Source organism: Pseudomonas sp. EA_5y_Pfl2_R50, from assembly GCF_963970475.1.
Classification (GTDB): domain Bacteria; phylum Pseudomonadota; class Gammaproteobacteria; order Pseudomonadales; family Pseudomonadaceae; genus Aquipseudomonas.
The window spans coordinates 1-21,636 of sequence record NZ_CAXAPT010000003.1; the positions used below are offsets into that span (position 1 = coordinate 1).

Consider the following 21,636-nt stretch of genomic DNA (forward strand, 5'->3'; position numbering starts at 1 on the left):
GTCGAGTGCGGTCAGCGAGGCATCGGTTTCGATCACTACATCGCCGACGTTGTCGACGATGTAGGTGTCGACGCCGTCGCCGCCGATCATGGTGTCAGCGCCTGCGCCGCCATCGAGGGTGTTGGCCGCCGCGTTGCCGGTCAGCGTGTTGTCCAGCACGTTACCGGTGCCGTTGATCGCATCGCCAGTGAGCACGAGGTTTTCTAGGTTGGCGCCCAGGGTCCAGTCCACCGACGCGCGCACGGTGTCGATTTCGCTGGCCAGCGTGCTGCTTTCAGTCACCGTGTCGCCGATGTTGTCGACGATATAAGTGTCATTGCCCAAGCCGCCAATCAGGACGTCGGCACCCGCGCCGCCATCGAGAATGTTATTGCCCGAATTACCATTGATGTAGTTACCGCCGCTGTTGCCGGTGCCGTTGAGATTGGCGGTCCCGGAAAGCGAGAGGGCTTCCACGTTGGCGCTCAAGGTGAAGTCGACCGACGACCAGACACTGTCGATCTCGCCCGCCAGGGTGCTGGTTTCCACGATGGTGTCGCCGACGTTATCGACGATATAGGTGTCGTTGCCGAGGCCGCCAATCAATGTGTCAGCGCCTGCGCCGCCATCAAGGATGTTATTGCCATCGTTACCGGTGATGCGGTTATTGACCGAGTTACCGGTACCGTTGAGGTTGCCAGTGCCAGTCAGGATGAGGTTTTCGACGTTGTTGCCGAGGGTGTAATCGATGGACGCGAATACGCGGTCAAGGGCGGTCAGCGAGGCATCGGTTTCGATGACCACATCACCGACGTTGTCGACATAGTAGGTGTCGACGCCATCGCCACCGGACATGGTGTCGGCACCTGCGCCGCCATCAAGCGTGTTGTTCAGTGCGTTACCGGTGAGAATGTCGTTGAACGCAGAACCGATGGCGTTCTCGATCTTCGCCCCGTAGGCAATCGCCAGGCCGTCATTGATCGCGGTCTGGTTGTTGTAATCGATGAACGCCTTGCCGATCTGGCTGTAAGCGCCTTCATTGAGATTGATGCTGACGGCCGCCAGCTGGTTGCTGCCATCGATGGTGTCATTGCCGCCGCCGTCCCAGATGGTCTCGAAAATCGACTGGTTGGCCGCCCACTTGTACACAGTGTCACTGGCCTGCCACGCCATGTTGGCGCCATACAGGCTCTGGATCGCGATGATGTCCAGCACCATCGGCGTGGTTGGCTGGTAGGAATAGTTGCTGTTGTAGCTCATCACGGTGAAGTGAACATCATCGAGCGTCGGGTCGAGCAGGGTCTTGTTGGTCGAGCTGGCGTCGAACGGATGTTTGAGGCCCAGCGCATGGCCGATTTCATGCACGAAGGTCATGTAATCGTAGGAGCCTTTGCCCGGGTTCGGATCATTGGTCTGCGGACCGATCCAGACATCGCCGGCGACTGGCGAATTGGCCGGGAAGTAGGCCCACGCAGCGGTCTTGTCGTCCATCAACCGATAGCCGCCAAAACGCATGTCACCGACGTTGAAAAGGGTGTCGGTGGTCAGCGTGAAGTTGAGGTTGGCGACGGCACTCCAGGCGCCCAGCGCGTTGGTGATGGCGGTTTTTTGCCCGGCCGTGAGCTCGTACAGCGCGTTGTATTCGTTGTCGGGGCTGTAGTCGGTCACGAAATACGAAGTGACCGGTGCCATGAAGCTGTAGCTCAGGTTGGTCGGCCCAGTCGGAGTCCAGTTGGCCCCCAGCCAATAGGTGCCTGAGATGAGGCTGTCGACGAGGGCATTGCCCGTCAGCGTGGAGGGCAAACTGATCGAATACGTCTTGGGCGTTGGCATGGAATTTCCTGAGAGCTATGCGACCCTTCCTGGATGCGGCCGCTACAAAAAGAACGCGATTTTGCACCAGAATTTATATATTTGACATCATAAGGCCACTACTTTCTGATTAGTGGCGTCAAATTACTGGCCTGGCATTCTGTATCGGCGCGTGCAGTAGAATCCTGAACAAACGCTCTCCGCCGTCTGTCGAGGATTTTTCATGTCAGTTGTAACGCCTTCTCTCATCCGCGAAACGTTTCCCGTCGGGCCTTTGCAGTGCAACTGCACCATTATTGGCGACCCGGTCACAAAAAAAGCCATCGTCGTCGACCCGGGCGGCAACCCCGATCTGATCATGGCGCGCCTCGATGCGCACGGGCTCAAGGTGGTCAGCATCATTCACACTCACGCCCACCTCGATCACTTCCTCGCGTCCGGGCAAATGAAAGAGAAAACCGGCGCGACCCTGCATCTGCATAAAGAAGATCAGTTCCTGTGGGACAACCTGGAAATGCAGTGCCAGATGTTCGGGGTGCCTTACGTGCCCGTGCCATCCCCGGATCGCTGGCTGAGCGACGACGAAGAACTGGCCTGCGGCTGCGGCGTGGCACTGCATACGCCGGGGCATACGCCCGGTTCCATGAGCTTCTGGTTTTCCGAGGCTAAGCTGTTGGTTGCCGGCGACACATTGTTCCGTCGCGGGGTAGGGCGCACGGACTTGTGGGGCGGCGATCAGGCGACCATCGTGCGCTCCATCAAGCAGCGGCTGTACACCCTGGACGAAGACGCAACGGTGATTACCGGACATGGCCCGGATACGCGTCTGGGCGATGAAATGCGCGAGAACCCGTTCGTGCGCGCGTAAATATTTTGTCACGAGTGCCCAGCGGAATTTTTGTGCATTGTCAGGATCAAACGCCCGCACAGGTCCATTGCCAAAAGGGCCGTCATAGAATGCAAAACCAGGAGCTCTCCATGTTCACCAAGCGTCGTTTGATTATTGTCGCTACTGCCGTGGCCTTGCTGTCCGGCTGCGCCTCCCCCAACCCGTATGACAATCAGGGTCAGGCTGACGGCGGCTCTCAGGGCATGAGCAAAACCGCCAAGTACGGTGGCCTCGGCGCTCTGGCGGGTGCCTTGGCCGGTGCGGCCATCGATCACAACAACCGCGGCAAGGGGGCCTTGATCGGCGCCGCCGTGGTGGGCGCGTCCGCCGCCGGTTACGGTTACTACGCCGACAAGCAGGAAGCCAAGCTGCGCGCCAGCATGGCCAATACCGGCGTTGAAGTGCAGCGTCAGGGTGATCAGATCAAACTGATCATGCCGGGCAACATCACCTTCGCCACCGACTCGGCGAACATTGCGTCCAGCTTCTATCAGCCGCTGAACAACCTGGCGAACTCGCTGAAAGAATTCAACCAGAACCAGATCGAAATCGTTGGCTACACCGACAGCACCGGCAGCCGTCAGCACAACATGGACCTGTCGCAACGTCGAGCGCAGAGCGTGGCGACCTATCTCACCTCACAAGGTGTCAGCGGTGCCAACCTCTCGGCCCGTGGCGCCGGTCCGGATAATCCGATTGCCAGCAACGGTGACGTCAATGGCCGGGCGCAGAACCGCCGGGTTGAAGTCAACCTGAAGGCGATTCCGGGTCAGCAGTATGGTGGCCAGCAACAACAGCCGGGTACGGTTCAGCAGTATCCGTAACTGAATGCTTGAATGAAGAAATGCCCGGTCTTGTGACCGGGCATTTTTTTGGGTTGCCCGTGCTGGCCCCTTCGCGAGCAAGCCCGCTCCCACATTTGAAATGCATCCCCCTGTGGGAGCGAGCTTGCTCGCGAAGGGGGCGGATCAATCGCCCTTAAATCATCAGATACAAAAAAGCCCCCGGACACATCACTGTCCGGGGGCTTTTATGTCAGCGCAGGCTGATTATTTCTTCAGACCATAATGCTCATCGAGCATGCCCGGCGAGTTCGGGGTCTTCGGTGCGTAGTCGCGTGGCGGCTCCTGATCGCGCGGTGGCGTCAGGCGCTCGCGTGGCGCTTGCGCAGCGTCAGCGTGCAGGGCAGCAATCAGGCGCTGGCGGGTCTGCTCGTCCAGGGCCAGGCGATTGGCACCCTCGGCGAGATGATCCTGCACTTCCTGATAGCTTTGGGTCAGTTTCTTGACCAGCATGGCGGTGCTGTTGAAGTGGGTGACCACCTCGTTTTGATAACTGTCGAAACGCTCCTGGATATCATCCAGTTGACGCTGCGTGCGGCTCGGCGCGGCGTTCGGCGCAACGCGCGCGATCAGGAATCCAATGGCGACACCCACAACCAGGGCAAGAGTCGGTAACAACCAAACTAAGAGCGAGTGTTCCACGAGTCCTTCCTCTATAAACGGCTTTGCTTTACGTTAACGGCTCGAACCTGCGCTGTATACCGCGATTCACTCGCAATAGATTGGCACAGACAATTTGCTAGACGAGTCGACCCGATTCGAGGTCACGGAGTTCCTTCCTTGCTGATGCGTGAAACCCCTGTAGTGATTGACGGCCCGGTGGGTCAACTTGAGTCGCTGTACCTGGATAGCGAGCAGCCAGTCGGCATCGCGCTGATCTGCCATCCGAACCCGGTACAGGGCGGCACCATGCTGAACAAGGTCGTTTCGACCTTGCAGCGCACCGCGCGCGACGCCGGCCTGATTACCTTGCGCTTCAACTATCGCGGCGTTGGTGCCAGCGAAGGTTCGCATGACATGGGCATGGGTGAAGTCGACGACGCCCAGGCTGCTGCCGCATGGCTGCGGGCAAAACACCCGGATCTGCCGCTGACGCTGTTCGGTTTCTCTTTCGGCGGATTTGTTGCAGCAAGTCTCGGCGGCCGTCTTGAAGCACAAGGCGTGCAGCTCAAGCACCTGTTCATGGTCGCGCCGGCGGTGATGCGTCTGGGCGAGCAGGATCAACTGCCGCAGCAGGGCGAGTTGACCGTGATCCAGCCGGAAACCGACGAAGTCATCGACCCGCAACGGGTCTACGACTGGTCGGAAAAACTCCAGCGCCCCCATGAGCTGCTGAAAGTGGCAGAATGCGGGCACTTTTTTCATGGCAAGTTGACCGATCTCAAGGATCTGATCCTGCCGCGTCTCTCGAATTGATTGCAGTCTGACAAGCGATTACCCATGACGAACCGTACCCGTATCCTCACCGGCATCACCACCACCGGCACGCCACACCTGGGCAACTACGCCGGCGCCATCCGCCCGGCCATCCTTGCCAGCCGCGACAGCAATGCCGATTCGTTCTACTTTCTGGCCGACTACCACGCCCTGATCAAATGCGATGACCCGCTGCGCATCCAGCGTTCGCGTCTGGAAATCGCCGCGACCTGGCTGGCCGGTGGCCTCGATGTCGACCGCGTGACCTTCTACCGCCAGTCCGACATCCCGGAAATCCCCGAGCTGACCTGGCTGCTGACCTGCGTTGCCGCCAAGGGCCTGCTCAACCGTGCGCACGCCTACAAGGCCTCGGTGGACAAGAACGTTGAAACCGGTGAAGACCCGGACGCCGGTGTCACCATGGGGCTCTACAGCTATCCAGTGCTGATGGCGGCGGACATTTTGATGTTCAACGCGCATAAGGTGCCCGTCGGTCGTGACCAGATCCAGCACGTGGAAATGGCCCGCGACATCGGTCAGCGTTTCAACCACCTGTTCGGGCAGGGCAAGGAATTCTTCACCATGCCCGAAGCACTGATCGAAGAAAGCGTGGCGACGTTGCCGGGCCTCGACGGTCGGAAGATGTCGAAGAGCTACGACAACACCATCCCGTTGTTCTCCAGCGCCAAAGAGATGAAGGACGCGATTTCGCGGATCGTCACTGACTCCAAAGCGCCAGGCGAAGCGAAAGATCCGGACAACTCGCACCTGTTCACCCTGTTCCAGGCGTTCGCCACGCCTGCGCAGGCTGACGAATTCCGCAGCGAACTGCTCGGTGGTCTGGGTTGGGGGGAGGCGAAGAACCGTCTGTTCCAGTTGCTCGACAACGAGCTCGGCGAAGCGCGCGACAAGTATCATCAGTTGATTGAGCGCCCGGCGGATCTGGAAGACATCCTGCAGATCGGCGCCAAAAAGGCCCGCGCCGTGGCAACGCCGTTCCTCAACGAACTGCGTGAAGCCGTTGGCCTGCGTTCTTTCGTCAATCAGGTGCAAGTGGCTGCGACCACCAAGAAGAAAGCTGCAAAAGCCGCACGCTTCGTCAGCTTCCGTGAAGACGACGGGAGCTTCCGTTTCCGTCTGCTGGCGGCCGATGGCGAACAATTGCTGCTGTCGCGCAATTTCGCTGATGGCAAAGCCGCAGGGCAAGTGACCAAGCAGCTGCAATCCGGCCAACCGCTGGATGTGCGCAGCGAAGACCTGAACTTCAGCGTCTGGCTGGAAGGCGAGTGCGTTGGCGACAGCCCGGCGTTTGCCGACGCTGCTGCGCGGGACGCGGCCATCGAGGCTCTGCGGGTCGCGCTGACCCCGGCTCAGGACTAATCGGCGGCACGACCCGACCAAGGGCCGATTGCCATTCCCCCGGGCCGTCGCTACAGTGACGGCCCGTTTTTGTTGCCTTGCTAACGAATTATGACGCCCCTAGAACGATACCAAGCTGATCTGAAACGCCCGGACTTCTTCCATGACGCCGCGCAGGAAACTGCTGTGCGTCATTTGCAGCGTCTGTACGAGGATCTGATCGCCGCCGATCAGAACAAGCCAGGTCTGCTGAGCAAACTGTTCGGCAAAAAGGATCAGGCGCCGGTCAAGGGCCTGTATTTCTGGGGCGGCGTAGGGCGCGGCAAGACTTACCTGGTCGACACCTTCTTCGAAGCGCTGCCGTTCAAGGAAAAGACCCGCACGCACTTCCACCGCTTCATGAAACGTGTGCACGAAGAGATGAAAACCCTCGGCGGCGAGAAAAACCCGCTGACCATCATCGCCAAGCGTTTCGCCACCGAGTCGCGGGTGATTTGCTTCGACGAATTCTTCGTCTCCGACATCACCGACGCGATGATCCTCGGCACGCTGATGGAAGAGTTGTTCAAGAACGGCGTGACTCTGGTCGCGACGTCGAACATCGTCCCGGACGGTCTGTACAAGGACGGTCTGCAACGTGCGCGTTTCCTGCCGGCCATTGCGCTGATCAAGCAGAACACCGAGATCGTCAATGTCGACAGCGGCGTCGACTACCGCCTGCGTCACCTTGAGCAAGCGGAATTGTTCCACTATCCGCTCGACGAAGCGGCTCACGAAAGCCTGCGCAAGAGCTTCAAGGCACTGACGCCGGAATGCACGGCGGCGGTGGAAAACGATGTGCTGATCATCGAGAACCGCGAGATCCGTGCCCTGCGCACGTGCGACGACGTGGCCTGGTTCGACTTCCGCGAACTGTGCGACGGCCCGCGCAGCCAGAACGACTACATCGAACTGGGCAAGATCTTCCACGCCGTGCTGCTCAGCGGTGTCGAGCAGATGAGCGTCACCACTGACGACATCGCCCGCCGCTTCATCAACATGGTCGACGAGTTCTACGACCGTAACGTGAAGCTGATCATTTCTGCTGAAGTCGAACTGAAGGATCTGTACACCGGCGGCCGTCTGAACTTCGAATTCCAGCGCACGCTGAGCCGTCTGCTGGAGATGCAATCCCACGAATTCCTGTCTCGGGCGCACAAGCCTTAAACGGATTTTCGGCAAAAGAAAAAGGGCCTGCAATTGCAGGCCCTTTTTTGTATCTGAAATTCGCCTCGATCACTGTGGGAGCGGGCTTGCCCGCGAAAGCGGTGTGTCATCCAGCATGCATGCCGCCTGATGCGCCGCATTCGCGAGCAAGCCCGCTCCCACAAGGGATTTCGATGGGCATGGGAAACTAAGCAGCCTGTTGAAACTGCTGCCGATACTGGTTCGGCGACAGTTCCGTGTGCTGGCGGAACAGCCGCGCAAAGAAGCTCGCATCGTCATAGCCGACCTCATAACTGATGGTCTTGATGCTTTTGCGGCTGCCGGACAACAAGCCCTTGGCCGTTTCGATACGCAGGCGTTGCAGGTAATGCAGTGGCTTGTCGCCAGTGGCGGTCTGGAAGCGCCGCATGAAATTGCGGATGCTCATGCCGTGCTCCCGGGCAACGTCTTCGAAACGGAACTTGTCGGCGAAATGTTCTTCGAGCCAGTGCTGGATCTGCAGGATGATCACGTCCTGATGCAGCTTCTGCCCGCCAAAACCGATGCGCCCCGGCGAATAGCTGCGCTGCACTTCGTAGAGAATATCGCGAGCCACGGCCTGGGCCACGTTGGCCCCGCAGAAGCGCTCGATCAGGTAGATGTAGAGGTCGCAGGCCGATGTGGTGCCGCCGGCGCAATAGAGATTGTCGGCGTCCGTGAGGTGCTTGTCCTGATTGAGGTAGACCTTGGGGAAACGCTCGGTGAAAGCATTGAAGAAGCGCCAGTAGGTGGTCGCTTCCTTGCCATCGAGCAGGCCGGCTTCGGCCAGCCAGAACACCCCGGTGGCTTCGCCGCAAAGCACTGCGCCGCGGGCATGTTGCTCGCGTAGCCAAGGCAGGATTTGTGGGTATCGAGTGCACAGCGTTTCAAAATCGTCCCAGAAGGCCGGGAGGATGATGACATCGGTGTTTTCGAGCCCGCCGTCCACCGGCATGACCACATCGCTAAAGCTTTTCACCGGTTTGCCATCGGGGCTGACCAATCGGGTTTCGAACGCCGGAGTCAGGCCGTGGCCCAGTTGTTTGCCATAACGCAGGCTGGCCACATGGAAAAAATCCTTGGCTTGCATGAGGGTGTAGGCGAAAACCCGGTCAATGGCCAGGATGCTGACGCGCCGCAAGGGCGTGGAGACTTGCTTGGACATAATTCAACTTTTGTTTTGTTTTTATAAGGGAAAGTGGTCGCCAGACGGCTGGATCGTCTTATTTTTTGTCGGATGTGTCCAGTGTCCTGTGTCAGATGGGGGGCTTAGTCTCTGAAGGTCGTCTCCCTCCAACAAGAAAGAAAGGTGCCGCATGATCCCCAGAACCTTGTTCAGCCCCGAGCACGAATTGTTTCGCGACAGTGTGCGAACCTTCCTCGAAAAAGAAGCCGTGCCGTTCCATGCGCAATGGGAGAAACAAGGCTACATCGACCGCAAACTCTGGAACAAGGCAGGGGAGGCGGGGATGCTTTGCTCGCATCTGCCGGAAGAGTACGGCGGGCTGGGGGCGGACTTTCTCTACAGCGCCGTGGTGATCGAGGAGGTCGGCCGGCTGGGGTTGACCGGCATCGGCTTCTCGCTGCATTCGGACATCGTCGCGCCGTACATCCTGCATTACGGCAGCGAGGCGCTGAAGCACAAGTACCTGCCGAAACTGGTCTCGGGCGAAATGGTGACCGCCATCGCCATGACCGAGCCGGGTGCCGGTTCCGATCTGCAAGGGGTAAAGACCACCGCCGTGCTCGACGATGACGAATACGTGATCAACGGTTCGAAAACCTTCATCACCAACGGCTTTCTGGCTGATCTGGTGATCGTGGTCGCCAAGACCGATCCCAAGGCCGGCGCCAAGGGCACCAGCCTGTTCCTGGTGGAAGCCGATACGCCGGGGTTCGACAAGGGCAAACGCCTGGAGAAGGTCGGCATGAAGGCCCAGGACACCTCGGAATTATTCTTTCAGGACGTGCGAGTGCCGAAGGAAAACCTGCTGGGCCAGGCCGGAGCAGGTTTCGCTTATCTGATGCAAGAGCTGCCGCAGGAACGCCTGACGGTGGCGATTGGCGGGCTGGCCTCAGCCGAAGCAGCGCTGCAATGGACGCTCGATTACACCCGTGATCGCAAGGCCTTCGGCAAGGCGATTGCCGACTTTCAGAACACCCGCTTCAAGCTGGCGGAAATGGCCACCGAGATTCAGATCGGCCGAGTGTTCGTCGACAAATGTCTGGAGCTGCACCTGCAAGGCAAGCTGGATGTGCCAACGGCGGCAATGGCCAAATACTGGGGCACCGATCTGCAATGCAAAGTGCTCGACGAGTGCGTGCAGTTGCATGGCGGTTACGGTTTCATGTGGGAATACCCGGTCGCCCGGGCGTGGGCGGATGCGCGGGTGCAGCGGATCTATGCGGGCACCAATGAAATCATGAAGGAGATCATTGCGCGGTCACTTTGATCATCGCTGCATTGGCGGGCCTCTTCGCGAGCAGGCTCGCTCCCACGCGGGAGCGGGCTTGCTCGCGAAGCTTTCAGCTATCGATCAAGGTGCAGGATTGGGGTGATCCTTGTGAATCGCTTCGATCCCGGCGAGCACTTCGTCGGAAAGCTTCAGATCAAAACTGGCAATGTTGCTGTCCAGTTGCTCAAGCGTCGTCGCACCAATGATGTTGCTGGTGACGAACGGTTGCTGGGTCACGAATGCCAGGGCCATTTGCGCCGGGTCCAGGCCGTGCTCACGGGCCAGTGCCACGTAACGGCTGCAGGCGGCTTCCGATTGGGCATTGAAGTAGCGGCTGAAGCGGCTGTAGAGGCTCAGGCGACCTTTTGGCGGGCGTGCGCCACCTTCGTATTTGCCCGACAGGAAGCCGAACGCCAGCGGCGAGTAAGCGAGCAGGCCGCACTGTTCACGGATGGCGATCTCCGCCAGACCCACTTCGAAACTGCGGTTGAGCAGGTTGTAGGGGTTCTGGATCGATACCGCACGCGGCCAGCCACGGGCTTCGGCCAGCGCGAGGAAGCGCATGGTGCCCCACGGGGTTTCGTTGGACAGACCGATGTGGCGGATCTTGCCGGCCTTCACCTGCTCGTCGAGCGCTTCGAGGGTGTCTTCGAGCGGGGTCAGGTTGGCTTCAATCTTGTGCTTGTAGCCCAGTTGTCCGAAAAAGTTGGTGCTGCGTTCCGGCCAGTGCAATTGGTACAGGTCGATGTAATCGGTCTGCAGGCGCTCCAGGCTGGCGTCCACCGCTGCGGTGATGTGCTGGCGGTTGTGGCGCAGGTTTTTATCGCGAATGTAGTCGATGGTGTTGCCAGGGCCGGCAATCTTGCTGGCCAGAATCCAGTCGGCGCGATCGCCGCGACTTTTGAAGTAATTACCGATGTAGCGCTCGGTGGTGGCGTAGGTTTCGGCTTTCGGCGGCACCGGATACATTTCGGCGGTGTCGATGAAATTGATCCCGGCTTCTTTCGCGCGTTCGATCTGCGCGAAGGCTTCAGCTTCAGTGTTTTGCTCGCCCCAGGTCATGGTGCCGAGGCAGATTGCACTCACGTTCAGATCGGTACGGCCTAGCTGGCGATAGTCCATCGGGTGCTCCTTGGGCAAAACAATCATAAAAGCAGGTTGAAAATTTTTTCGCAATCTGCATAATTGCCGACCTCTTTCTGCAGTGGAAGTGATGCGCCGCCGCCGAAGAATCTTGCCGTTGAACGGACGCGCCGACCCGAGCCCCCGAAAGCGTCTGTATCCGGCTGCCTTTGACTTGTCAAAGTACGCACTATTCAGTAAGATCCGCCGTCTAATTTACAGGGCGGCCCCTGAGGCTATAAAGAATGAAAACTTTTACTGCTAAACCGGAAACAGTAAAGCGCGACTGGTTTGTCGTCGACGCTGCTGGTCAGACCCTGGGTCGTCTGGCCACCGAAATCGCGAGCCGTCTGCGTGGCAAGCACAAGCCTGAGTACACTCCTCACGTTGACACCGGCGACTACATCGTCGTAATCAACGCTGAGCAGATCCGTGTTACCGGTGCTAAAACCACTGACAAAATGTACTACTCCCACTCCGGTTTCCCGGGCGGCATCAAGTCGATCAACTTTGAAAAGCTGATCGCCAAAGCCCCTGAGCGTGTGATCGAGACCGCGGTTAAGGGCATGCTGCCTAAAAACCCGCTGGGTCGCGACATGTACCGTAAGCTGAAAGTCTATGCGGGCGCTGCACACCCTCATACTGCTCAGCAGCCCCAAGAACTGAAGATTTAACGGAATAGTTCATTATGTCGGCGACTCAAAATTACGGCACTGGCCGTCGCAAGACCGCAACCGCACGCGTTTTCCTGCGTCCGGGTACTGGTAACATCTCCATCAACAACCGTTCGCTGGATAACTTCTTCGGTCGCGAAACTGCCCGCATGGTAGTTCGTCAGCCGCTGGAGCTGACCGAGACTGTCGAGAAGTTCGACATCTACGTCACCGTGATCGGCGGTGGTGTAAGTGGTCAAGCTGGCGCAATCCGCCACGGCATCACTCGCGCTCTGATGGACTACGACGAAACCCTGCGTAGCGCTCTGCGCAAAGCTGGCTTCGTTACTCGCGACGCCCGTGAAGTTGAACGTAAGAAAGTTGGTCTGCGTAAAGCGCGTAAGCGTCCGCAGTACTCGAAGCGTTAATTCCGCTTCCACGTTCAAAAAGAACGCCCGCCTCCTCACGGAAGCGGGCGTTTTTTTATGCCTGCGATTTATCAAAGAATTGCGCTGCGACAACTTGCCACTTCCGTAGACCCCCTATACTGCAAGGCTTAAGGGTATGAGCTCCGGGTAATTCCCTTGTCAGAATTGGGGCTTTTCATTACCATCTCGGCAAAATTTTTATAAGTAACATTGATTTATTTAGTAGATGCCTGATTTAACAGGCCACAAAAGCTGATGGGAGAGGACTGAATGAGCAATGACGGCGTGAATGCAGGCCGGCGTCGCTTCTTGGTAGCAGCCACATCCGTGGTGGGTGCTGCAGGAGCGGTGGGGGCTGCGGTCCCGTTCGTGGGGTCATGGTTTCCCAGTGCCAAGGCGAAAGCCGCAGGTGCACCGGTGAAAGTGAATGTCAGCAAAATCGAGCCAGGACAGCAGATGATTGCTGAATGGCGCGGTCAGCCGGTGTTCATTGTCCGCCGTACCGAGGAAATCCTGGGGAATCTGAAAAAGATCGAGGGACAACTCTCCGATCCGACCTCCAAAAACTCCACGCAACCTACCTATGTCGACCCTGAAGTGCGCTCGATCAAGCCGGAAATTCTGCTGCTGATCGGGATCTGCACACATTTGGGTTGCTCACCGACCTTCCGTCCCGAAGTGGCACCTGCGGATCTGGGTAAAGACTGGGTAGGCGGTTATTTCTGCCCTTGCCACGGTTCCCACTACGATCTGGCTGGCCGCGTCTACAAGTCGCAACCTGCGCCTTTGAACCTGCCAGTTCCCCCGCATTCCTATGAGACCGATGACCTGATTGTCATTGGCGTCGATACGGAGAAAGCGTGATGAGCAAGTTCATGGATTGGGTTGATGCGCGCTTTCCTGCGACCAAAATGTGGGAAGACCATCTCAGCAAGTATTACGCTCCAAAAAACTTCAACTTCTTCTATTTCTTCGGCTCCCTGGCGCTGCTGGTGCTGGTCAATCAGATAGTCACCGGTGTCTGGCTGACGATGAGTTACACGCCGTCGGCAGAAGAGGCGTTCGCTTCCGTCGAATACATCATGCGCGATGTCGAGTACGGTTCGATCCTGCGATTGCTCCATTCGACCGGCGCATCGGCTTTTTTCATCGTGGTTTATCTGCACATGTTCCGGGGCTTGCTCTACGGTTCGTACCAGAAGCCGCGTGAACTGGTCTGGGTGTTCGGCATGCTGATTTACCTGGCGCTGATGGCTGAAGCGTTCATGGGTTATCTGCTGCCGTGGGGTCAGATGTCCTACTGGGGGGCCCAGGTGATCATCTCGCTGTTCGGTGCGATCCCGGTCATCGGTAACGACCTGACCCAGTGGATTCGTGGTGACTACCTGATCTCCGGAATCACCCTGAACCGCTTCTTCGCCCTGCACGTTGTGGCTCTGCCAATCGTGATTCTCGGCTTGGTGGTGCTGCACATCCTGGCGCTGCATGAAGTGGGTTCGAACAACCCTGACGGCGTCGATATCAAGAAGCACAAAGACGAAAACGGTATCCCTCTGGACGGCATTGCCTTCCATCCCTACTACACCGTGAAAGACATTGTCGGTGTTGTGGTATTCCTGTTTATCTTCTGTTTTATTGTGTTCTTCTTCCCGGAAATGGGCGGCTATTTCCTCGAAAAGCCTAACTTCGAGCAAGCTAACCCGTTCAAGACACCCGAGCATATTGCACCGGTCTGGTACTTCACTCCGTTCTACGCCATCCTGCGTGCGATACCCGACAAGCTCATGGGGGTGATTGCCATGGGGGCGGCCATTGCGGTGCTGTTCGTGCTGCCGTGGCTCGACCGCAGTCCGGTCAAATCCATGCGCTATAAAGGCTGGATGAGCAAAATCTGGCTGGTGGTGTTCTGCATTTCCTTCGTGATTCTCGGTGTTCTCGGCGTTCTCGCGCCAACGCCGGGGCGAACCTTGCTATCGCAGGTGTGCACCTTCCTGTACTTCGCGTACTTCATTCTGATGCCGTTCTACACCAGGCTCGAGAAGACCAAACCGGTTCCGGAAAGGGTGACTGGCTGATGAAAAAGTTATTTTTTGCTCTGATTTTTGCTGCTTTGCCTGTGCTGTCTTTCGCCGCTGAACAGGGTGGTCCCCAGCTGGAAAAAGTCGACATCGACGTTTCCGACAAGGCGGCCCTGCAAGATGGCGCACGTACCTTTGCCAACTATTGCATGGGTTGCCACAGTGCCAAGTTCCAGCGTTACGAGCGGGTTGCCGATGACTTGGGCATTCCACACGAAATGATGCTCGAGAAGCTTGTGTTCACCGGTGCCAAGATCGGCGATCACATGAACATCGGCATGCAGCCTGCGGATGCCAAGACCTGGTTCGGTGCTGCACCGCCGGACCTGACCCTGGTGGCGCGTGTGCGTGGCACCGACTGGCTCTACGGTTACCTGCGCTCGTTCTATGAAGATCCTGCACGCCCGTGGGGCGTGAACAACAAGGTCTTCCCGAACGTCGGCATGCCTAACGTGCTGGTCGGCCTGCAGGGGCGTCAGGTGGTTGGCTGCAAGCAAGTGCAGATCGTCGAAGACGGCAAGAAGCAATATGATCCGCTGACCGGTACGGCGCTGACTCATGAAGCGTGTGATCAACTGACCATCGTGCCGAAATCCGGTGCTCTGAACGAAGAGCAGTTCGATGAGAAGGTCAAGAATCTGGTAACCTTCCTGGCTTACTCGGCTAACCCGGTTAAGTTGCAACATCAGCGCATCGGTACTTACGTCTTGCTGTACCTGGCGTTCTTCTTTGTGTTCGCCTACCTGCTCAAGCGTGAATACTGGAAAGACGTGCACTGATACGCTTCAAAGCATTGCTGTTAATCGCGCGCGCCCAAGGGCGTCTCCGTTAATGCAACGTCTGGTCAGCCAGGCGTTGCGGGAGGCACCCTCTGGGCGCGCGCGTTTTTCCGGTTTCAATCATTTCAACAAGCGAGGAGGATCGCCATGGGCGTGACCAATCGGTTGGCCTGTTACTCCGACCCCGCCGACCACTATTCCCACCGAGTGCGCATCGTGCTTGCAGAGAAGGGTGTCAGCGCCGAAATCATTTATGTGGAAGCTGGTCGCCAGCCGCCTAAACTGATTGAGGTGAACCCTTACGGCAGTCTCCCGACGCTGGTTGATCGTGACCTGGCATTGTGGGAGTCGACCGTGGTGATGGAATATCTGGATGAGCGTTACCCGCACCCGCCGTTGATGCCGGTTTATCCGGTGGCGCGTGCCAACAGTCGTCTGTTGATTCATCGTATTCAGCGCGACTGGTGTGGTCTGGTGGATCTGATTCTTGATCCCAAGTCCAAGGAGGCGGCACGGGTTGTGGCGCGCAAGGAATTGCGTGAAAGTTTGACGGGCGTGTCGCCGCTGTTTGCCGACAAGCCGTTTTTCCTCAGTGAGGAACAAAGTCTGGTGGATTGCTGCCTATTGCCAATACTCTGGCGTCTGCCGATTCTGGGTATTGAACTGCCGCGGCCAGCCAAGCCGCTGCTTGATTATATGGAGCGCCAGTTTGCGCGTGAGGCTTTCCAGGCGAGTCTGTCTGGTGTCGAACGCGATATGCGCTAAGGCTTAAGGAGCCGCTATGAACTCCAGTCGACCTTATCTGGTCCGCGCGCTCTACGAGTGGATTGTTGATAACGATTGCACCCCGCACATGCTGGTCAATTCCGAGTATCCGGCGGTGCAGGTGCCGCAGGGTTTCGCCAGCGAAGGACAGATTGTGCTGAATATCTCGCCGAGTGCCGTGCGTCATCTGCACATGGATAACGACGTGGTGACCTTCGAAGGTCGCTTCGGTGGTGTCCCGCACAGTCTCTACGTGCCGATCAGCGCGATCCTGGGCATCTACGCCCGGGAGAATGGTCAGGGCATGGTGTTCGATCTAGAGTCGCCGATGGATGGCGAGGAAGAGATCGAGTCGGATGACGACTTGCCGCCACCGGACAGTGAGCCACCGCGCCCTAGCGGCCGGCCAAGCCTGAAAGTGGTGAAGTAATAAAAAAGGCGATCCGGATGGATCGCCTTTTTTGTGTGCGCGCTTCAGCTATCAATCGATGTATTCGAACAGCTTCACGATCTTCTGCACGCCGGAAACGCCCTGAACCAGGTTGGTTGCCTGAGTCGCTTCCTGTCTGGTCAGCAGGCCCAGCAGGTAGACAATCCCGTTCTCGGTCACGACCTTGATGCGCGAGCCGGGAATGCTGGCGTCGGTGAGCATCTGCGTCTTGATCTTGGTGGTCAGCCACGCGTCGTTCTGGCGAGCCAGCAAGGAAGAGGGTTGCAGGACCTGCAATTCGTTGTGCACTTTCTTCACACGCTGCACGTTGGCGGCAGCTTGTTCAGCCTTGGCTTTGAGGTCTTCGCGCGGGGTTTGGCCGGCCAGCAGTACGACGCCGTTGAAGCTGGTAACGACGATGTGCGAATCGTTGTCCAGGGCCGGGTCGGCCTTGGCCACGTTGACGCCGACTTTGGTTTCGATCAACGAGTCGTCGATCTTGCTGCCGAAGGTGCGCGTGCCACGGTCATCTTCAATCGGCGCTTCACGACTGGCATTCACCACCGAAGTGCAGCCGCTGATGCCAAGGCACATGGTCAAGGCCAGAAGGCCTAGGCGATTAGGGGTCATTCTTCACTCCCGAACAGTTGGCTGTCGATCAGATCGCAAAGACAATGGATCGCCAGCAAGTGGACTTCTTGAATACGTGCAGTGACGTTGGCCGGTACGCGAATCTCGACGTCCTCGGGCAACAGCAGCGACGCCATGCCGCCGCCATCGCGTCCGGTCAATGCTACGACAATCATTTCGCGATCATGTGCGGCCTGAATCGCTTGAATAATGTTTGCCGAGTTACCGCTGGTCGAAATCGCCAGCAACACATCGCCTGGCTGGCCGAGCGCGCGGATCTGTTTGGAGAACACTTCGTTGTAGCTGTAGTCGTTGGCAATCGAGGTGATCGTCGACGTGTCGGTGGTCAGTGCGATGGCGGGCAGGCTTGGGCGCTCGCGTTCGAAGCGGTTGAGCAGCTCCGAAGAAAAGTGCTGGGCGTCACCGGCGGAACCACCGTTGCCGCACGAAAGCATCTTGCCCTCGTTGAGCAGGGCGTTGACCATGATCTGGCTGGCTTGCTCGATGTGCGGTGCAAGTACGTCCATCGCCTGTTGCTTGGTGTCGATACTGGCCTGGAAAAGCTGGCGAATTCGGGATTGCATGTCCATCTGTGTGACCTTAAGTAGCGCGGCTGTTCGGCACATGAATGTGCAGCCCGCAAAGCAAAGAGCAAAATGTGTCGGGTGAGAATCGAGTCGGGTACAGGCGCTCAACCATCGAACGCATTCTGCAACCAGTTCAGCTGACCCGGATGACTATCGATGGCCACCACGTCGAAGCGGCAGGGGGAATTGGCCCAGCGCGGCTCGCGCTGAAGAAAATACTGCGCAGCGAAAATCAGTTTCTGCTGCTTGCGCTCATCAATGCTGGCGAGCGCGCCACCCCATTGAGTGTTTTTTCTGTAGCGAACTTCAACGAATACTACTGTATCGCCATCAAGCATGACCAGATCAAGCTCGCCGCGTTTGCATAACCAGTTCTGCGCCAGCAGGCGCAGCCCCTGATTCTGCAGATGCTCGAGCGCCTGACGCTCGGCATCCTTGCCGCTCTGCGAGCGTGACCTGTCGGGCATCAGCGCGGGGTGTCCGGCAGGCGCTGGACCTGGCCGCTGACGAACTGGGCCCATGGCAACTGACGCACCACGCGTTGGGTCTGGGTCATGCCGAGGCTGCCCGACTGACCTTCGATGCGGCTGTCCGGCAGGGCTTTCAATTGACCCAGGCGCGGCGCCAGGCGATAGGCATCGGCACCCATCGCGTACAGGCGACCCAGGCTTCCGGCGGCCTGTGGCCATTGAGCAACGACTTGCTGGCGCAGTGGGTCGCTGCTTTCCAGCAGCCACGGAGTTTCGCAGAAGCGAATGCCGTTCATGTCGTTGTACTGGTTCACGTCGCCGCTGGCGCTGTAAACGTGCGAGGTCGCATAGACAGGAACGTCACCTGCGTATTGGAAGTTCAGGGTCGGTTTGATCTGCTGCGCCTGTTGCGGGGTGGCGGCGAGGAAGATGAATTCGATGTCCTGACGACGCGAAGGCTGCGCCGCTACGTTGGTGCCAACAGCATTCTGCAGGCTCTTGGCGCGTGCTTCGCTCTGACGCAACTGGAACATGTCGGCGATCTGCTGGGCCAGTTGCACCGGCTGATCAACACGCTCGGTGGCGACGATGCTGCCGCCGTTGGCTTGCCAGTCCTGGCTGAACGCACGCAGTACGCGGTCCCCCCATTCGCCTTTCGGCACCATGATGGCTGCGCGGTGCAGGCCATCGGCGCGGGCGCGGCGGGACACTTCGCGGGCTTCGTCTTCTGCGGCCAGGCCAAACTGGAACAGTTGCGCCGGGCCTTGATCACCCTCGCTGTAGTTCAGCGCAAGGGTGGTGATCGGCAGTTGCGGACGAATGCTCAGTTGTTTGACCAGAGGTTTTTCCAGCGGGCCGACCACCAGTTGCACGCCGTCAGCCTGGGCCTTGCGGTAGAACTCGTCCATCGAGGTCAGTTTCGAGCTGTCGTAGAACTCGATGGCTGGCGGCTTCTGTCCGGCCTGTTGCGCTTGGTAGTGCGCAGCCATGAAACCTTCGCGCAGTGCCTTGCCGACGGCGGCCAGTTGGCCGTCCTGTGGCAGCAGCAGGGCGATTTTGCTCAGTGGCTGGCTGGCCAGCTCCTTGAGTTTGGTCAGCGGCAGCGGCAGATTGATTGCGGCTGGATGCTTTGGATTTTGTGCGCGCCAGTTGTCGATGGCGGCTTGCTGCTGCTCCAGGGTGCCAGCGGTTTTCACGGCCAGGGCCAGGGCCATCCAGCCACCGAGGTCGTCGGTGGTGTTCGGCTGCAGTTGATCGGTGGGCAGCGAGGCGATCAGGGTCCAGATTGCTTCGTGGTTCTTGTTCGCAGCTTCACCTTGCAGCATTGGTGCGATGAAGATGCGCTCGCGAGCCGCGGCCAGGGTCTGGCCATCGGCCTCAAGTGCGCGGGCATGCACGGTGCCTGTGCGAACCTGCTGTTCTTCCGGCATCTCGCCCAGGTGTTGCAGGCTTGGATGGCTCAGGGCAGTCAGTGCGGCTTTCGGCTGATTGCGGGCCATCGCCAGTTCAGCATTCAGTGTGCTGGCGAAAATCTGCTGGCCTGGCTTCAGTTGCTCCATCGGCACTTGCTGCAGGATCTGCGCGGACTGTCCGGCGTTGCCCTGACGATACGCCAGGTCTGCCGCACTGAGGCGCAGCAGGGCGGCTTTTTCCGGGGTTTTCGCCTGGGTAGCCTGTTCGAGCATTTGCTCGATGCTGGCATCCGGGGTCCGTGGAAGTTCGCCAAGGCTGGAGGAAGGGGAGCTGGCGCAAGCCGCCAAGAGGGCAGCGAGGCAGAGGGCAGTGAACAGCCGCAGGCAAGCGATCATGTAAGTGTTCCTGATACTCGATCAAATTAGCGTGGAATTGTACCCAAGCACTGGCCGGGGCGCGATGTTACTGGCGTGATTAGGGCAATTTAGCTGAAGCAAATGTTACGGCGCTGGGCGCGTGCCTGAAAAAACCGGGTCCCGCACAAGCGCATCGCAAGCCTCATGACGCGTTACAATGGCTGCTTTTACCGATCATGAGGTGTGCGCTTTGACTGCTCCAGGTCCTTTGAATTCCGCTGCTGGCTCGCTTTATGTGGTGGCGACGCCCATCGGCAACCTGGACGACATCAGTGCCCGGGCCCTGAAAATCCTCCGTGAAGTGGCGCTGATTGCTGCCGAAGACACCCGCCATTCGGCGCGACTGATGCAGCACTTCGGCATTTCTACGCCGCTGGCCGCCTGCCACGAACATAACGAGCGGGATGAGGGTAGCCGGTTTATTACCCGGCTGCTGGCAGGCGATAACGTCGCGCTGATCTCTGATGCCGGCACGCCGCTGATTTCCGATCCGGGCTATCACCTGGTGCGCCAGGCGCGTGCTGCCGGAATCAATGTAGTGCCGGTGCCGGGCGCCTGTGCGTTGATTGCTGCGTTGTCGGCGGCGGGGCTGCCGTCTGACCGTTTCATCTTTGAAGGCTTTCTGCCGGCCAAGTCGGTGGGGCGCAAGGCGCGACTGGAGGCTGTCAAGGAAGAGCCGCGGACTTTGATCTTCTATGAGGCCCCGCACCGCATCCTTGAATGCTTGCAGGATATGGAAGAAGTGTTCGGTGGTGAGCGTCAGGCCTTGCTTGCCCGGGAAATCACTAAAACCTTTGAGACGCTCAAGGGCTTGCCGTTGGCCGAACTGCGCGCGTTCGTCGAGTCCGACAGCAATCAGCAGCGCGGCGAATGCGTCGTGCTGGTCGCTGGCTGGACGGCACCGGAGTCGGAAGATGCGGTCAGCAGCGAAGCCATGCGCGTCCTTGATCTGCTGCTCGAGGAAATGCCGCTCAAGCGTGCCGCCGCGTTGGCTGCGCAGATCACCGGCGAGCGCAAAAACGTGCTGTATCAGGTCGCGCTGGATAAACAGAAGGGCGAGTAACCCGTCGCGCAGACGGGTTTTGCGGCTATTAGCGCTTGTTCTTCGGACGCTCTGCCGTTAACCTGCGCGGCGGAGAGTCGATCGGACAGTCGCTGCCCTCTATGAAAATTAGGGGGGGGAGGAAAGTCCGGGCTCCATAGGGCGAAGTGCCAGGTAATGCCTGGGAGGCGTGAGCCTACGGAAAGTGCCACAGAAAATAACCGCCTAAGCGCTTCGGCGCCGGTAAGGGTGAAAAGGTGCGGTAAGAGCGCACCGCACGTCTGGCAACAGTTCGTGGCTAGGTAAACCCCACTTGGAGCAAGACCAAATAGGGTCCCAAGGCGTGGCCCGCGCTGGGACCGGGTAGGTTGCTAAAGATGTCCAGTGATGGCCATCGTAGACGAATGACTGTTCAAGACAGAACCCGGCTTACAGATCGACTCTCCACCTTTTTCTTTCCCTGCTTGAATCAAAGGCAACAGGGCTGTGTAATATCAGCAGGCCTGGTCTGAAAGTCCGGCAGCGGCATACGCAGTAATAGCCATTTCCCACCTTGCTTCAATCAACAGCAGAAGCGCTTTTGTAATACCGAAAAAATCTTACTCTTAACAAATTACTTTAACTTCCGAGCGCAGCTTTCAGTGCTGCATCAAGTTATTGGTCGAAACTCTGCGCCAGATTGTCGTTGTCCCTCCTTTTATGCTCCTAAATCTCCGTTCTGTAAGGGTTTTCCTTTAATCCGCGCCTTGACGGTGTGGTAGGCGCATTCCTATAGTGTGCGCAAGTGGCGGAAAGTGGCATGAAGTGGGTTTTTTGAGCTCAAAACGATAAAAATTGGAGAAACGC

22 protein-coding genes and 1 other RNA gene are annotated in these 21,636 nt (G+C 58.4%); 15 read left to right on the plus strand and 8 right to left on the minus strand.

Going from position 1 to position 21,636, the window contains the following annotated elements; all coding sequences use genetic code 11:
• Window positions 1-1,812 (minus strand): M10 family metallopeptidase (locus AACY19_RS05960; RefSeq protein ID WP_339448913.1); only part of this gene is annotated, 1,812 nt, incomplete at its 3' end.
• 202 nt (window positions 1,813-2,014) lie between these two features.
• On the opposite strand from AACY19_RS05960, the gene AACY19_RS05965 reads away from it, so the two are divergent.
• The gene (locus AACY19_RS05965; protein WP_339448915.1) at window positions 2,015-2,659 is read left to right on the plus strand and encodes an MBL fold metallo-hydrolase; all 645 of its coding nucleotides are present in this window, start codon (window positions 2,015-2,017) and stop codon (window positions 2,657-2,659) included.
• Between the two features lie 110 nt (window positions 2,660-2,769).
• Complete coding sequence (locus tag AACY19_RS05970) at window positions 2,770-3,504, plus strand: OmpA family protein (protein WP_103306232.1); 735 nt, start codon at window positions 2,770-2,772, stop codon at window positions 3,502-3,504.
• A gap of 225 nt (window positions 3,505-3,729) precedes the next feature.
• Here AACY19_RS05970 and AACY19_RS05975 read toward each other — a convergent pair whose 3' ends face one another.
• Window positions 3,730-4,164: a YhcB family protein gene (locus tag AACY19_RS05975; RefSeq protein ID WP_064392879.1), complete on the minus strand. Its 435-nt coding sequence runs from the start codon at window positions 4,162-4,164 to the stop codon at window positions 3,730-3,732.
• A 144-nt stretch (window positions 4,165-4,308) separates the two neighbouring features.
• Between AACY19_RS05975 and AACY19_RS05980 the strand changes: the two genes are divergently transcribed.
• The 3 genes from AACY19_RS05980 (at window position 4,309) to zapE (ending at window position 7,503) form a co-directional block, all read left to right on the plus strand.
• A complete protein-coding gene (locus AACY19_RS05980) occupies window positions 4,309-4,938 on the plus strand; it encodes an alpha/beta hydrolase (protein ID WP_339449601.1) in 630 nt (209 codons plus the stop codon).
• 24 nt (window positions 4,939-4,962) lie between these two features.
• A complete protein-coding gene (locus AACY19_RS05985; RefSeq protein WP_339448919.1) occupies window positions 4,963-6,318 on the plus strand; it encodes a tryptophan--tRNA ligase in 1,356 nt (451 codons plus the stop codon).
• 90 nt (window positions 6,319-6,408) lie between these two features.
• Window positions 6,409-7,503 (plus strand): cell division protein ZapE, encoded by a 1,095-nt coding sequence (zapE, locus tag AACY19_RS05990; protein WP_122604827.1) that lies wholly within the window; start codon window positions 6,409-6,411, stop codon window positions 7,501-7,503.
• 187 nt (window positions 7,504-7,690) lie between these two features.
• On the opposite strand, the gene AACY19_RS05995 is transcribed toward zapE, so the two are convergent.
• Entirely contained in the window at window positions 7,691-8,587 is an 897-nt protein-coding gene (locus AACY19_RS05995; protein WP_339449603.1) for a GlxA family transcriptional regulator, read from the minus strand.
• Between the two features lie 250 nt (window positions 8,588-8,837).
• Between AACY19_RS05995 and AACY19_RS06000 the strand changes: the two genes are divergently transcribed.
• Complete coding sequence (locus AACY19_RS06000) at window positions 8,838-9,974, plus strand: acyl-CoA dehydrogenase family protein (protein WP_339448923.1); 1,137 nt, start codon at window positions 8,838-8,840, stop codon at window positions 9,972-9,974.
• An 84-nt stretch (window positions 9,975-10,058) separates the two neighbouring features.
• Here the strand turns inward: AACY19_RS06000 and AACY19_RS06005 are convergent, their stop codons facing one another.
• Window positions 10,059-11,099 carry an NADP(H)-dependent aldo-keto reductase gene (locus tag AACY19_RS06005; protein ID WP_007917033.1) on the minus strand — a complete coding sequence of 347 codons (1,041 nt, stop codon included), beginning with the start codon at window positions 11,097-11,099 and terminating at the stop codon, window positions 10,059-10,061.
• Window positions 11,100-11,344: 245 nt separating this feature from the next.
• Between AACY19_RS06005 and rplM the strand changes: the two genes are divergently transcribed.
• From rplM to AACY19_RS06040, 7 genes are all read left to right on the plus strand, one after another.
• Window positions 11,345-11,773: a 50S ribosomal protein L13 gene (rplM, locus tag AACY19_RS06010; RefSeq protein ID WP_003228062.1), complete on the plus strand. Its 429-nt coding sequence runs from the start codon at window positions 11,345-11,347 to the stop codon at window positions 11,771-11,773.
• Between the two features lie 14 nt (window positions 11,774-11,787).
• Entirely contained in the window at window positions 11,788-12,180 is a 393-nt protein-coding gene (gene rpsI, locus AACY19_RS06015; protein WP_003228056.1) for a 30S ribosomal protein S9, read from the plus strand.
• 270 nt (window positions 12,181-12,450) lie between these two features.
• Complete coding sequence (gene petA / locus AACY19_RS06020) at window positions 12,451-13,044, plus strand: ubiquinol-cytochrome c reductase iron-sulfur subunit (RefSeq protein ID WP_007917031.1); 594 nt, start codon at window positions 12,451-12,453, stop codon at window positions 13,042-13,044.
• Window positions 13,044-14,255 carry a cytochrome b gene (locus AACY19_RS06025; RefSeq protein WP_339448927.1) on the plus strand — a complete coding sequence of 404 codons (1,212 nt, stop codon included), beginning with the start codon at window positions 13,044-13,046 and terminating at the stop codon, window positions 14,253-14,255. The genes petA and AACY19_RS06025 overlap by 1 nt, the downstream gene beginning before the upstream one ends.
• Window positions 14,255-15,037 carry a cytochrome c1 gene (locus AACY19_RS06030; RefSeq protein WP_339448929.1) on the plus strand — a complete coding sequence of 261 codons (783 nt, stop codon included), beginning with the start codon at window positions 14,255-14,257 and terminating at the stop codon, window positions 15,035-15,037. Before AACY19_RS06025 ends, AACY19_RS06030 begins: the two co-directional genes overlap by 1 nt.
• A 147-nt stretch (window positions 15,038-15,184) precedes the next feature.
• Entirely contained in the window at window positions 15,185-15,802 is a 618-nt protein-coding gene (locus AACY19_RS06035) for a glutathione S-transferase N-terminal domain-containing protein (protein WP_007961620.1), read from the plus strand.
• Window positions 15,803-15,818: 16 nt separating this feature from the next.
• The gene (locus tag AACY19_RS06040; protein WP_339448931.1) at window positions 15,819-16,232 is read left to right on the plus strand and encodes a ClpXP protease specificity-enhancing factor; all 414 of its coding nucleotides are present in this window, start codon (window positions 15,819-15,821) and stop codon (window positions 16,230-16,232) included.
• Window positions 16,233-16,283: 51 nt separating this feature from the next.
• Here the strand turns inward: AACY19_RS06040 and AACY19_RS06045 are convergent, their stop codons facing one another.
• The 4 genes from AACY19_RS06045 to AACY19_RS06060 form a co-directional block, all read right to left on the minus strand.
• The gene (locus tag AACY19_RS06045) at window positions 16,284-16,862 is read right to left on the minus strand and encodes a BON domain-containing protein (RefSeq protein WP_339448933.1); all 579 of its coding nucleotides are present in this window, start codon (window positions 16,860-16,862) and stop codon (window positions 16,284-16,286) included.
• Window positions 16,859-17,452 (minus strand): phosphoheptose isomerase, encoded by a 594-nt coding sequence (locus tag AACY19_RS06050; protein ID WP_008082788.1) that lies wholly within the window; start codon window positions 17,450-17,452, stop codon window positions 16,859-16,861. The genes AACY19_RS06045 and AACY19_RS06050 overlap by 4 nt, the downstream gene beginning before the upstream one ends.
• Window positions 17,453-17,553: 101 nt before the next feature.
• Window positions 17,554-17,916, minus strand: a complete 363-nt coding sequence (locus AACY19_RS06055; protein ID WP_339448935.1) for a YraN family protein — start codon at window positions 17,914-17,916, stop codon at window positions 17,554-17,556.
• The gene (locus tag AACY19_RS06060; RefSeq protein WP_339448937.1) at window positions 17,916-19,727 is read right to left on the minus strand and encodes a penicillin-binding protein activator; all 1,812 of its coding nucleotides are present in this window, start codon (window positions 19,725-19,727) and stop codon (window positions 17,916-17,918) included. The genes AACY19_RS06055 and AACY19_RS06060 overlap by 1 nt, the downstream gene beginning before the upstream one ends.
• 178 nt (window positions 19,728-19,905) lie before the next feature.
• On the opposite strand from AACY19_RS06060, the gene rsmI reads away from it, so the two are divergent.
• On the plus strand, window positions 19,906-20,811 hold the full coding sequence (rsmI, locus tag AACY19_RS06065; protein WP_339448939.1) for a 16S rRNA (cytidine(1402)-2'-O)-methyltransferase: 906 nt from the start codon (window positions 19,906-19,908) through the stop codon (window positions 20,809-20,811).
• Between the two features lie 73 nt (window positions 20,812-20,884).
• Window positions 20,885-21,238, plus strand: an RNA gene (rnpB, locus tag AACY19_RS06070) — RNase P RNA component class A.
• The last annotated feature ends 398 nt before the right edge of the window (window positions 21,239-21,636 follow it).

What these genes read in the sequence shown, in the direction of transcription:
- rsmI (WP_339448939.1), top strand. Translation starts at nt 19,906, where the DNA reads ATGGCTGCTTTTACCGATCATGAGGTGTGCGCTTTGACTGCTCCAGGT.
- AACY19_RS06035 (WP_007961620.1), top strand. Translation starts at nt 15,185, where the DNA reads ATGGGCGTGACCAATCGGTTGGCCTGTTACTCCGACCCCGCCGACCAC.
- zapE (WP_122604827.1), top strand. Translation starts at nt 6,409, where the DNA reads ATGACGCCCCTAGAACGATACCAAGCTGATCTGAAACGCCCGGACTTC.
- AACY19_RS05980 (WP_339449601.1), top strand. Translation starts at nt 4,309, where the DNA reads ATGCGTGAAACCCCTGTAGTGATTGACGGCCCGGTGGGTCAACTTGAG.
- AACY19_RS06000 (WP_339448923.1), top strand. Translation starts at nt 8,838, where the DNA reads ATGATCCCCAGAACCTTGTTCAGCCCCGAGCACGAATTGTTTCGCGAC.
- rplM (WP_003228062.1), top strand. Translation starts at nt 11,345, where the DNA reads ATGAAAACTTTTACTGCTAAACCGGAAACAGTAAAGCGCGACTGGTTT.
- petA (WP_007917031.1), top strand. Translation starts at nt 12,451, where the DNA reads ATGAGCAATGACGGCGTGAATGCAGGCCGGCGTCGCTTCTTGGTAGCA.
- AACY19_RS05965 (WP_339448915.1), top strand. Translation starts at nt 2,015, where the DNA reads ATGTCAGTTGTAACGCCTTCTCTCATCCGCGAAACGTTTCCCGTCGGG.
- AACY19_RS06025 (WP_339448927.1), top strand. Translation starts at nt 13,044, where the DNA reads ATGAGCAAGTTCATGGATTGGGTTGATGCGCGCTTTCCTGCGACCAAA.
- AACY19_RS06050 (WP_008082788.1), bottom strand. Translation starts at nt 17,452, where the DNA reads ATGGACATGCAATCCCGAATTCGCCAGCTTTTCCAGGCCAGTATCGAC.
- rpsI (WP_003228056.1), top strand. Translation starts at nt 11,788, where the DNA reads ATGTCGGCGACTCAAAATTACGGCACTGGCCGTCGCAAGACCGCAACC.
- AACY19_RS06040 (WP_339448931.1), top strand. Translation starts at nt 15,819, where the DNA reads ATGAACTCCAGTCGACCTTATCTGGTCCGCGCGCTCTACGAGTGGATT.
- AACY19_RS05985 (WP_339448919.1), top strand. Translation starts at nt 4,963, where the DNA reads ATGACGAACCGTACCCGTATCCTCACCGGCATCACCACCACCGGCACG.
- AACY19_RS05970 (WP_103306232.1), top strand. Translation starts at nt 2,770, where the DNA reads ATGTTCACCAAGCGTCGTTTGATTATTGTCGCTACTGCCGTGGCCTTG.
- AACY19_RS06030 (WP_339448929.1), top strand. Translation starts at nt 14,255, where the DNA reads ATGAAAAAGTTATTTTTTGCTCTGATTTTTGCTGCTTTGCCTGTGCTG.
- AACY19_RS06005 (WP_007917033.1), bottom strand. Translation starts at nt 11,099, where the DNA reads ATGGACTATCGCCAGCTAGGCCGTACCGATCTGAACGTGAGTGCAATC.
- AACY19_RS06060 (WP_339448937.1), bottom strand. Translation starts at nt 19,727, where the DNA reads ATGATCGCTTGCCTGCGGCTGTTCACTGCCCTCTGCCTCGCTGCCCTC.
- AACY19_RS06055 (WP_339448935.1), bottom strand. Translation starts at nt 17,916, where the DNA reads ATGCCCGACAGGTCACGCTCGCAGAGCGGCAAGGATGCCGAGCGTCAG.
- AACY19_RS06045 (WP_339448933.1), bottom strand. Translation starts at nt 16,862, where the DNA reads ATGACCCCTAATCGCCTAGGCCTTCTGGCCTTGACCATGTGCCTTGGC.